Here is an 8228-nt window from a genome sequence, read left to right as displayed (position 1 = left end):
GGGAGATGTAAGAGTGTGCAGAGCATTAGATGAAATGTTTGAAGAATCAACAAACAAAGGAATCCAGATGGGTATCAAGCAAGGTATTGAACAAGGTATTGCACTAAATCAATTTGAAGTATATCAAACCATGCTAGACAAAGGTTTTAGTGTTAAAACTATCGCATCCATTTTCTCAGTGAGCGAAGAATCGATTAAAACGCTATTGATGAGAACTTAAATATTGTAGTATAATCTCATTGGGAATGAAGTTCTCCCTTAGTTGTAAACTAAAACCGCTTTTTGTAAGCTGATGACTTCTGTGTTTTTTTAACGCGGAAACCATCAGCTTTTCTGCGTTTTGAAAGGAGAGATAAAATGCTGATCAGTTTATCTTATATTTTTCTTGCAGGAATGTTTTTATCTTGGTTATGTAAAAAGATGGGATTACCTGGATTATTAGGAATGATATTTACAGGAATTCTTTTAGGACCTTATTGTCTTGGCTTGATTGATTCTTCATTGTTGAACATATCCAGTGAATTAAGAAAGATTGCTCTAATTATTATATTAATGCGAGCCGGATTGAATCTTGATTTAAGTGATTTAAAAAGGGTAGGAAGACCAGCCATATTGATGTGTTTTGTGCCAGCTTGTTTTGAGATGGTTGGAATGATTTTGTTGGCACCAAAATTATTAGGGATTTCTTTACTAGATGCTGCTATTATGGGAAGCGTTGTTGCAGCTGTAAGTCCTGCAGTTATTGTTCCAAAAATGTTACAACTTATGGATGAAGGATATGGAACGAAAGAAAGTATTCCACAATTGATTTTAGCTGGAGCAAGTGTAGATGATGTATTTGTGATTGTGATGTTCACAGCATTTCTTGGTTTAGCCCAAGGAGAAAGCGTGGATATATTAAGCTTTGTGAATATTCCACTATCCATTCTAACTGGTATTATATGTGGAGCATTATTAGGAAAAGGGTTTGCGATCTTCTTTAAGAAAAATCATATGCGAGATACTGTAAAGATTTTAATTCTACTAAGTGTGGCATTTATTCTAGTGACACTTGAGGATGCTTTACCAATTCCATTTTCAGGATTAATTGCGATTATGTTTATGGGAATTTTCTTTCAAAGAAATCATTCTGTTGCATCCAAACGACTATCCGTTAAGTTTAATAAGTTATGGGTAGGTGCTGAAGTCTTATTATTTGTGTTAGTTGGAGCTTGTGTAAATATTTCTTATGCATTAAAAGCAGGCATTATGGCTATTCTGTTGATATTTGGAGTGCTTTTATTTAGAATGCTTGGAGTATTTATTTGTTTGTTAAAAACATCATTGGCAAAATCAGAACGCTTATTTTGCATGATTGCATATTGTCCTAAGGCTACTGTTCAAGCAGCAATTGGCTCAGTTCCTTTGGCTGCAGGACTTGGATGTGGACAAATTGTATTGACCGTAGCTGTTTTATCCATCTTGATTACAGCTCCATTAGGTGCATTTTTAATTGAACATACATATAAAAAATGGTTAAAAAAAGAACAAAGAGCTTATTAGTCTTTGTTCTTTTCATATATAACTTTTAATCCTTTGAAAATTAGGTTTGGATCATATACATCAATGGATTTTGTGTAGTTACAAACAATTCTTCCTAAACCACCAGTCGCAATGACTTTCATGTCTTTACCAACTTCTTTTTTGAATTGAGCAATTGTATATTCAACTCCGCCCAAGAATTGATAAAATACACCAGCTTGCATTTCTGTTTGTGTATTTCTTGCCAAGATAGTTTTTGGACGTTTGATCTCAATTTCAGGAAGCTGTGCCGTTTGTCCCCATAATGCATTTGCTCCTGTTTCAATACCAACACCAATGGCACCAGCTTTAAAACAACCATTTTCATCTACATAGTCATAAGTTGTAGCTGTTCCAAAATCGGCTACTAAAATAGGTCCTCCATATTCACTGAATGCACCAGCACAATCGGCAATACGGTCTGCACCAACATTTCTAGGGTTTTCTAATTGAACACTGATACCACTCTTAATACCAGGGCCAACAATAAGTGGTTCGATACCAACAAATTTTTTGATTCCATTTGTGAAGGAATGCATCACTTTAGGAACAACACTTGAAACAATAACGGAATCAATTTGTTTTTCATGTACATTAGAACGATCCAAAAAGTTTTTTAACATAAAACCATATTCATCACTCGTTCTTCTTACTTTTGTCGTTAATCGATATGTACCAATTAAATCCTCTTTATCAAAAATGCCAATCGTAATATTTGTATTTCCAATATCTACTGTTACAAGCATATTATTTCTCCATCTCAATTTCTTTCATTGTTTCTAGAATTTTATATCCCAATTCTTCTTTTGAACACTTAGGCAAATGTTGCGTATCATTCTTTCTTAATAAAGTCACAACATTTGTATCTGTCTGAAAACCAGCACCACTTGTGAATAAGTTATTCGCAATCAACATATCACAATTTTTGGATTCTAGTTTTTTTCGTGCATTTTCCTCTAAATTCTGAGTTTCCATCGCAAAACCACAAATGACCTGATTCTCTTTTTTGTGCTGTCCAATATAAGCTAAGATATCTGGGTTTTTCACAAAATGAAAAGTTACTTCTTCATCACACTTTTTGATTTTTTGATCTGCGACCATTTCAGGTCTGTAATCTGCAACCGCTGCTGCCATGATGATGTAGTTTTGATCATCGAGTCTTGATGTGATCGCATCAAACATATCTTGCGCACTTGTTACGTGTACCATATTAACATCATTAAGATCTTCTAAAGCAGTAGGACCTGCAACTAAAGTTACATTGGCACCTAGAGCTTTTGCGGCTTTGGCAATCGCATACCCTTGTTTACCACTTGAATGATTGCTTAAAAAACGAACAGGATCTAAAGCTTCCTGCGTTGGACCTGCAGAAACTAAAACGTTTTTTCCTTTTAATGTTTGTTCCAATTCAAACTCATGATCAATGGCAGACACAATATCTTGCACATCAGCAAGCTTACCTTTTCCAGTATCATTACATGCCAAATGACCAACAACGGGTTCTACAAATTTATAGCCAAGTTCTTTGGCAAGTTTAATATTTCTTTGAGTGACCTCATTTTCATACATATGAACATTCATTGCCGGACAAATTAATTTTTTAGTATGACAAGCCAAGAATGTTGTTGAAACAATATCATCCGCAATACCATGAACAACTTTGGCAATGATATTGGCTGTAGCCGGAACTAACACCATGATATCAGCCCATTTAGCTAAAGTAATGTGGGCAATTGGATCTTCATTTGTTTCGTCAAACAAAGAAACTTCACATTTATGTTTACTCAAAGATTCAAAGTTGATTGGTTTGACAAATTCTTGAGCATGTTTTGTCATGACAACTTTGATTTCATAATCTTTTTTGGATAATTTGCTGACAAGATCGCAAGCTTTGTAGGCTGCAATACCACCAGACACCCCTATAACGACATGTTTTTTTTCCATGATTATTGATTCTCCTTTGTGAATAAAATCACGTATAGATTTTTCACTCAAATATTATCCCATATGATATCTTGCTTTTCAAGCAACAATAAAGTATTAACTATGGATATTTTAACTTATGAAACTGAAAAATTAAAAAAGTGTTTATTTTTTGTGGCATATGGTAAAATGTACGCATGAAAATAATTGTTGCGTGTGACTCTTTTAAAGGTTGTATGTCTTCAAAAGAGGTCGAAGAAAGTATAAAAAAAGGAATATTAAAGGCAAATAATAAACATGAAGTTTTAACTTTTCCTATGGCCGATGGCGGAGAAGGAACGGCTATGGTGTTTTGCGATATCATTCAAGGAAAGACAATAGACGTATTAACTGTGGATGCCTATGGTAAAAATGTATTTACGACATACTGTATTTCTCAAGATGGTCAACTTGCCATAATGGATGTGGCTAGCTGCATCGGACTGAATATGACACCTAAAGAAAAAAGAAATCCAATGATCGCATCAAGTAAAGGTGTGGGTATCATGATGAAAGACGCACTTTCTAGAGGATGTAAAAAAATTATTATTGGCTTAGGTGGCAGTGCAACAAATGATGGTGGTATGGGAATTTTAAATGAATTTGGGGTTCGCTTTTATAATTCAAAAAGAGAATTACTTGTACCAAGCGTATATGCTCTTAGTCAAATAGCTTTTATTGATAAGCGTTATGCAAGACTACCAAAAGATGTAGAAATCGTTTGTGCTTGTGATGTAAAGAATTATTTATTGGGGAAGAATGGGGCTACTTATATTTTTGGGAAACAAAAAGGAATTTATTTAAATCAAATGGCAGAAGTCGAAAAAGGAATGGCTCATTATTGTACGAAATTGAAACAGACATTCCATGTGAATGTGAATGAATTTGAAGGTTCAGGAGCAGCTGGAGGCATTGGATGTGTATTGTTGGGTGTTATGAAGGCAAAAAGAACTTCTGGCATCGATTTAGTTATAGAATATTCTGGCTTAAAAAATCATCTTCAAGATGCTGATTTAGTCATTACTGGAGAAGGTCAGACGGATGCGCAGACATTGTATGGTAAATTGCCACTAGGAATTGCCCACTTGGCAAGATCCTATAATGTGCCATGTGTTTGTTTGAGTGGGGCTTTAGGCTTAGGTTATCAATCACTTTATGAGCAAGGTATGATTGGAATTTTTTCGAGTGCTGATCGTGCCATGTCTTTTCAGATGGCCTTACAGACAGGAAGTGAAAAACTAGAGGCATTGGCTTTTAGTTTAACTAAATTTATGGATGGTATTAGAAAGTAGGTTGTTCGATGAAAAAACTATTAACTATATTTTGTGCTTTTATTCTGTGCATTGGGCTTGTTGGATGTTCTTCGAAAGAACCTTTTGAAATTAAAGAAATTACGGCAACAAAATTACAGAAAAAATTAGATCATAAAGACTCTTTTGTGTTAATTATTGAAAGAGAAAATTGTCCTTATTGTGAATCTTTACAAGAATATATCAAACAAACAAAGGATGAACATCCAAACCTTGTTTTATATAAGATTGATTCAACAGACTATGGCTTTAGTAAAATTAGCCAGGATTCTAAGCAGCTACAAAGCTCGACAGAAGATGGAAAGATTCTTTTGGATATGGCTCCATATTTCCTTTATACACCAACATTGTATGTGATTGAAAATGGCAAGGCCACACATGCAGGTATTGGTTATAGTGAAGATGATCATTCAATCAGTTTATGGGATGTTGATTCTACCATTGATTTTGATTTGGCAGATACACAAGAGTTCTGGGAGTTTTTAGAAACATATGAATAAGAAGAATATTACAATCATTGCGACAGGCGGAACAATTGCCGGTCGAGGAAGTTTAGGCAAAAGTGCGAATTATGAGGCGGGCACTTTTGATGTGGAAGAAATTGTTAAAAGTATTCCACAAATTCGTGATTTGGCAAATCTAAATACGATTCAATTATACAATGTAGATTCTAATGATATGGGTTTAGATAAATGGATTGAATTAAGAAAAATTTGTCATGAATTAGAAAAAGATCGCTATGTGGATGGAATTGTTATTACACACGGTACAGATACATTAGAAGAAACAGCCTTCTTTTTAAATCTTACTTTGGCATGTCATAAACCTGTTGTTCTAACAGGATCGATGCGACCTGCAACTGCAACAAGTGCGGATGGACCTATGAATTTATATCAAGCAGTAGCTTTAGCATGTCATATGGAAGCTTGGCAAGCCGGTGTTTTAGCTGTGATTTCTGATACAATCTATTCAGGTAGAGATTTACAGAAAACAAACAGCTATAAAACCGATGCATTTAAAATGGGTGAATTTGGCTCTCTAGGATATATGCGTGATGATCATGTGTATTTATTGAATGCACCATTTAAAAAACATACATTCCAAACAATTTTTTCAAAAATGGAATTTGATAACTTGCCTAAAGTAGAAATTTTTTATGTGCACACAGATTCGGATCCTGAATTGTTAAAATTTATGTTAGGTACGTATGATGGCCTAGTTCTAGCAGGAACAGGTTCAGGGAATTATCCTACAAAGATAAAAGATGTTTTAGAAAACTATACTGGAGAATGTACAGTCGTACGTGCAAGTCGCGTATTAGAGGGTGCTGTTTTTGATTCAGATGTGTTTGATTCAAAGAAAGTAACAATTCCTGCTTATAAGTTTTCAGCACAGAAAGCTAGGGTTTTATTGATGCTTGCGCTAAATTGTACTAAAAACCATGAAACAATCAAATCTTTCTTCCAAGAATATTGAAAAAACTTTTCTTGTATTGTAAATAATTTTGTAAATGCTATAATAATTTATAGACTATTACAAGACAGGAGGTTATTATGCAGCAATTAGAAAATAACGCATACTTTTGGCAAAAGCTTGATACGCTATTGTTGTCTAGCAGTTGTACGATTGACCGACCAAAAGGAAGTACTCACTATAAATTTACAAATTTAGTCTATCCTGTAGATTACGGTTTTCTTTCAGATACATTTGGTTCAGATCAAAAACCTATTGATGTTTTCAAAGGTTCTATCGCAACAAATAATGTAGATGCGATTGCGATTACAGCTGACATTCTTAAAAAAGATTGTATCGTCAAATTATTGATAGGATGTACAGAAGAAGAAACAATGCGTATTTTAGAGTTCTTGGATCAAACCGAATTCCAAAAAGCTATTTTAGTACGTAGAGGTAACGACACACCATCATGGTCAAATAATGATTAGAAAAGACAAGTCTTAGGATTTGTCTTTTTCTTATGCGTTTTAATGGAAAAACATGTTGAGTTGATTTAAAATAAAGACAGATAGGAGGTCTTTATTATGGAATTAAAAGGATCTAAAACAGAAAAGAATTTAATGGCTGCTTTTGCAGGAGAATCTCAGGCATGTGTTAAGTATCAATATTATGCTTCACAAGCTAAGAAAGATGGTTATGTAAAGATTCAGAACATTTTCACTGAAACATCAAATAATGAAAAAGAACACGCTAAATTATGGTTCAAGGCTTTGCATGGTGGAAAAGTTCCTACAACAACAGAAAACCTAAAAGATGCGGCTGCAGGTGAAAACTATGAGTGGACAGATATGTACGCAACAATGGCTAAAGAAGCTCGTGAAGAAGGCTTTGATGATATTGCTGCCTTGTTCGAAGGCGTAGGTGCTATTGAAAAACATCACGAAGCTCGTTATAAAGCTATGTTGAAAGATGTTGAAGAAGATGCCATGTTTAAAAAGGCAACTTCAACCGTTTGGATTTGTTTGAATTGTGGACACATTCACTATGGCGAAACAGCTCCATTGGTATGTCCAGTATGTAATCATCCACAGGCTTATTTCCAAGAATTAAAAGATCATTACGAATAATAATATCTCATGGTAGCTTCGGCTACCTTTTCTTATCCTTGAAAGTTGTGCTAAAATAATCCTATGGAAATAATAGAAGCAATTGAAAAATTAAAAGATAGTCATGCACTAATATGTTTAGAGAATCGTGCGTTGATTAAAATGGAAAAAGATAAAGTATATATATGGCATAGTCAGTGGCATTCAAAGCTTTCAAGAAATGATTTTATTTCACTATTTCAACAGAATACGTTTGAAGTTTATGAAAATGACCATGGTATTGATATGGAAAAAGATGAAGAGTATTATGCATGGCGTAATCGCTACTTATGAAAGGATATATTTTATGATAGGAATTGTATATAGTTCAAAAACAGGGAACACACAGTCTTTGGCAAACAGCTTGAATTTTATGGAGTCAAAATATTGTGTACCTGTAGAAAACGCAAAAAATTTAGAACCTGTTGATTTATTGTGCATTGGATTCTGGTGTGACAAGGGAGATTGTGATGATCAAATGAAACAATATCTTTCTACACTACGCAATCAAAATGTTTTCTTGTTTGGAACGGCTGGTTTTGGTAAATCTAAAGAATATTTTGAGATGATTTTAAAAAATGTTCAAAATCATTTAGATGCATCCAACTGCGTTAAAGGAACATGGATGTGTCAAGGTAAAATGCCTTTGGCAATTCGTGCAAAGTTTGAATCGAATCCTGAAATGTTGAAGAATTTTGATGAGGCTTTAAAACATCCAAACGATAAGGATGTTGATAGCTTAATGAAATGTGTAAATGAAGCGTTGTGAGAGCATACCACTACGCTTTTCTTGTTG

11 protein-coding genes and 1 riboswitch are annotated in these 8228 nt (G+C 34.2%); of the genes, 9 read left to right on the top strand and 2 right to left on the bottom strand.

What is annotated here, in order from left to right:
• Together ACZQCL_RS04050 and ACZQCL_RS04045 are read left to right on the top strand one after the other, a co-directional pair.
• Positions 1–220: hypothetical protein (locus ACZQCL_RS04050; RefSeq protein WP_482481902.1), on the top strand; the 220-nt coding region annotated here is incomplete at its 5' end.
• A gap of 12 nt (positions 221–232) precedes the next feature.
• A riboswitch (Fluoride riboswitch) is annotated at positions 233–309 on the top strand.
• 48 nt (positions 310–357) lie between these two features.
• A complete protein-coding gene (locus tag ACZQCL_RS04045; protein WP_482481901.1) occupies positions 358–1542 on the top strand; it encodes a cation:proton antiporter in 1185 nt (394 codons plus the stop codon).
• On the opposite strand, the gene ACZQCL_RS04040 is transcribed toward ACZQCL_RS04045, so the two are convergent.
• Both ACZQCL_RS04040 and coaBC read right to left on the bottom strand, forming a co-directional pair.
• Positions 1539–2306 (bottom strand): type III pantothenate kinase, encoded by a 768-nt coding sequence (locus ACZQCL_RS04040; RefSeq protein WP_227991048.1) that lies wholly within the window; start codon positions 2304–2306, stop codon positions 1539–1541. The two genes, ACZQCL_RS04045 and ACZQCL_RS04040, sit on opposite strands and share 4 nt — an antisense overlap.
• Before the next feature lies 1 nt (position 2307).
• The gene (coaBC, locus tag ACZQCL_RS04035) at positions 2308–3504 is read right to left on the bottom strand and encodes a bifunctional phosphopantothenoylcysteine decarboxylase/phosphopantothenate--cysteine ligase CoaBC (protein WP_227991047.1); all 1197 of its coding nucleotides are present in this window, start codon (positions 3502–3504) and stop codon (positions 2308–2310) included.
• A gap of 176 nt (positions 3505–3680) precedes the next feature.
• On the opposite strand from coaBC, the gene ACZQCL_RS04030 reads away from it, so the two are divergent.
• The 7 genes from ACZQCL_RS04030 (at position 3681) to bilS (ending at position 8201) form a co-directional block, all read left to right on the top strand.
• A complete protein-coding gene (locus tag ACZQCL_RS04030; protein WP_227991046.1) occupies positions 3681–4814 on the top strand; it encodes a glycerate kinase in 1134 nt (377 codons plus the stop codon).
• Positions 4815–4822: 8 nt separating this feature from the next.
• Positions 4823–5332 carry a hypothetical protein gene (locus ACZQCL_RS04025; RefSeq protein ID WP_227991045.1) on the top strand — a complete coding sequence of 170 codons (510 nt, stop codon included), beginning with the start codon at positions 4823–4825 and terminating at the stop codon, positions 5330–5332.
• Positions 5325–6308 carry an asparaginase gene (locus ACZQCL_RS04020; protein ID WP_419006177.1) on the top strand — a complete coding sequence of 328 codons (984 nt, stop codon included), beginning with the start codon at positions 5325–5327 and terminating at the stop codon, positions 6306–6308. Before ACZQCL_RS04025 ends, ACZQCL_RS04020 begins: the two co-directional genes overlap by 8 nt.
• A 77-nt stretch (positions 6309–6385) precedes the next feature.
• Complete coding sequence (locus ACZQCL_RS04015; RefSeq protein WP_117570913.1) at positions 6386–6775, top strand: Inorganic pyrophosphatase; 390 nt, start codon at positions 6386–6388, stop codon at positions 6773–6775.
• A 96-nt stretch (positions 6776–6871) separates the two neighbouring features.
• Positions 6872–7414: a rubrerythrin gene (gene rbr, locus ACZQCL_RS04010; protein WP_288522680.1), complete on the top strand. Its 543-nt coding sequence runs from the start codon at positions 6872–6874 to the stop codon at positions 7412–7414.
• A gap of 63 nt (positions 7415–7477) precedes the next feature.
• Positions 7478–7726 carry a hypothetical protein gene (locus ACZQCL_RS04005; protein ID WP_331865870.1) on the top strand — a complete coding sequence of 83 codons (249 nt, stop codon included), beginning with the start codon at positions 7478–7480 and terminating at the stop codon, positions 7724–7726.
• A gap of 13 nt (positions 7727–7739) precedes the next feature.
• The gene (bilS, locus tag ACZQCL_RS04000; protein ID WP_331865869.1) at positions 7740–8201 is read left to right on the top strand and encodes a flavodoxin family protein BilS; all 462 of its coding nucleotides are present in this window, start codon (positions 7740–7742) and stop codon (positions 8199–8201) included.
• Positions 8202–8228: the final 27 nt, after the last annotated feature.

This window comes from Holdemanella sp., from assembly GCF_056804935.1.
This window is presented reverse-complemented; position numbering and strand designations above follow the sequence as displayed.

What these genes read in the sequence shown, in the direction of transcription:
- ACZQCL_RS04025 (WP_227991045.1), top strand. Translation starts at nt 4,823, where the DNA reads ATGAAAAAACTATTAACTATATTTTGTGCTTTTATTCTGTGCATTGGG.
- ACZQCL_RS04030 (WP_227991046.1), top strand. Translation starts at nt 3,681, where the DNA reads ATGAAAATAATTGTTGCGTGTGACTCTTTTAAAGGTTGTATGTCTTCA.
- coaBC (WP_227991047.1), bottom strand. Translation starts at nt 3,504, where the DNA reads ATGGAAAAAAAACATGTCGTTATAGGGGTGTCTGGTGGTATTGCAGCC.
- ACZQCL_RS04015 (WP_117570913.1), top strand. Translation starts at nt 6,386, where the DNA reads ATGCAGCAATTAGAAAATAACGCATACTTTTGGCAAAAGCTTGATACG.
- ACZQCL_RS04020 (WP_419006177.1), top strand. Translation starts at nt 5,325, where the DNA reads ATGAATAAGAAGAATATTACAATCATTGCGACAGGCGGAACAATTGCC.
- ACZQCL_RS04040 (WP_227991048.1), bottom strand. Translation starts at nt 2,306, where the DNA reads ATGCTTGTAACAGTAGATATTGGAAATACAAATATTACGATTGGCATT.
- rbr (WP_288522680.1), top strand. Translation starts at nt 6,872, where the DNA reads ATGGAATTAAAAGGATCTAAAACAGAAAAGAATTTAATGGCTGCTTTT.
- ACZQCL_RS04045 (WP_482481901.1), top strand. Translation starts at nt 358, where the DNA reads ATGCTGATCAGTTTATCTTATATTTTTCTTGCAGGAATGTTTTTATCT.
- ACZQCL_RS04005 (WP_331865870.1), top strand. Translation starts at nt 7,478, where the DNA reads ATGGAAATAATAGAAGCAATTGAAAAATTAAAAGATAGTCATGCACTA.
- bilS (WP_331865869.1), top strand. Translation starts at nt 7,740, where the DNA reads ATGATAGGAATTGTATATAGTTCAAAAACAGGGAACACACAGTCTTTG.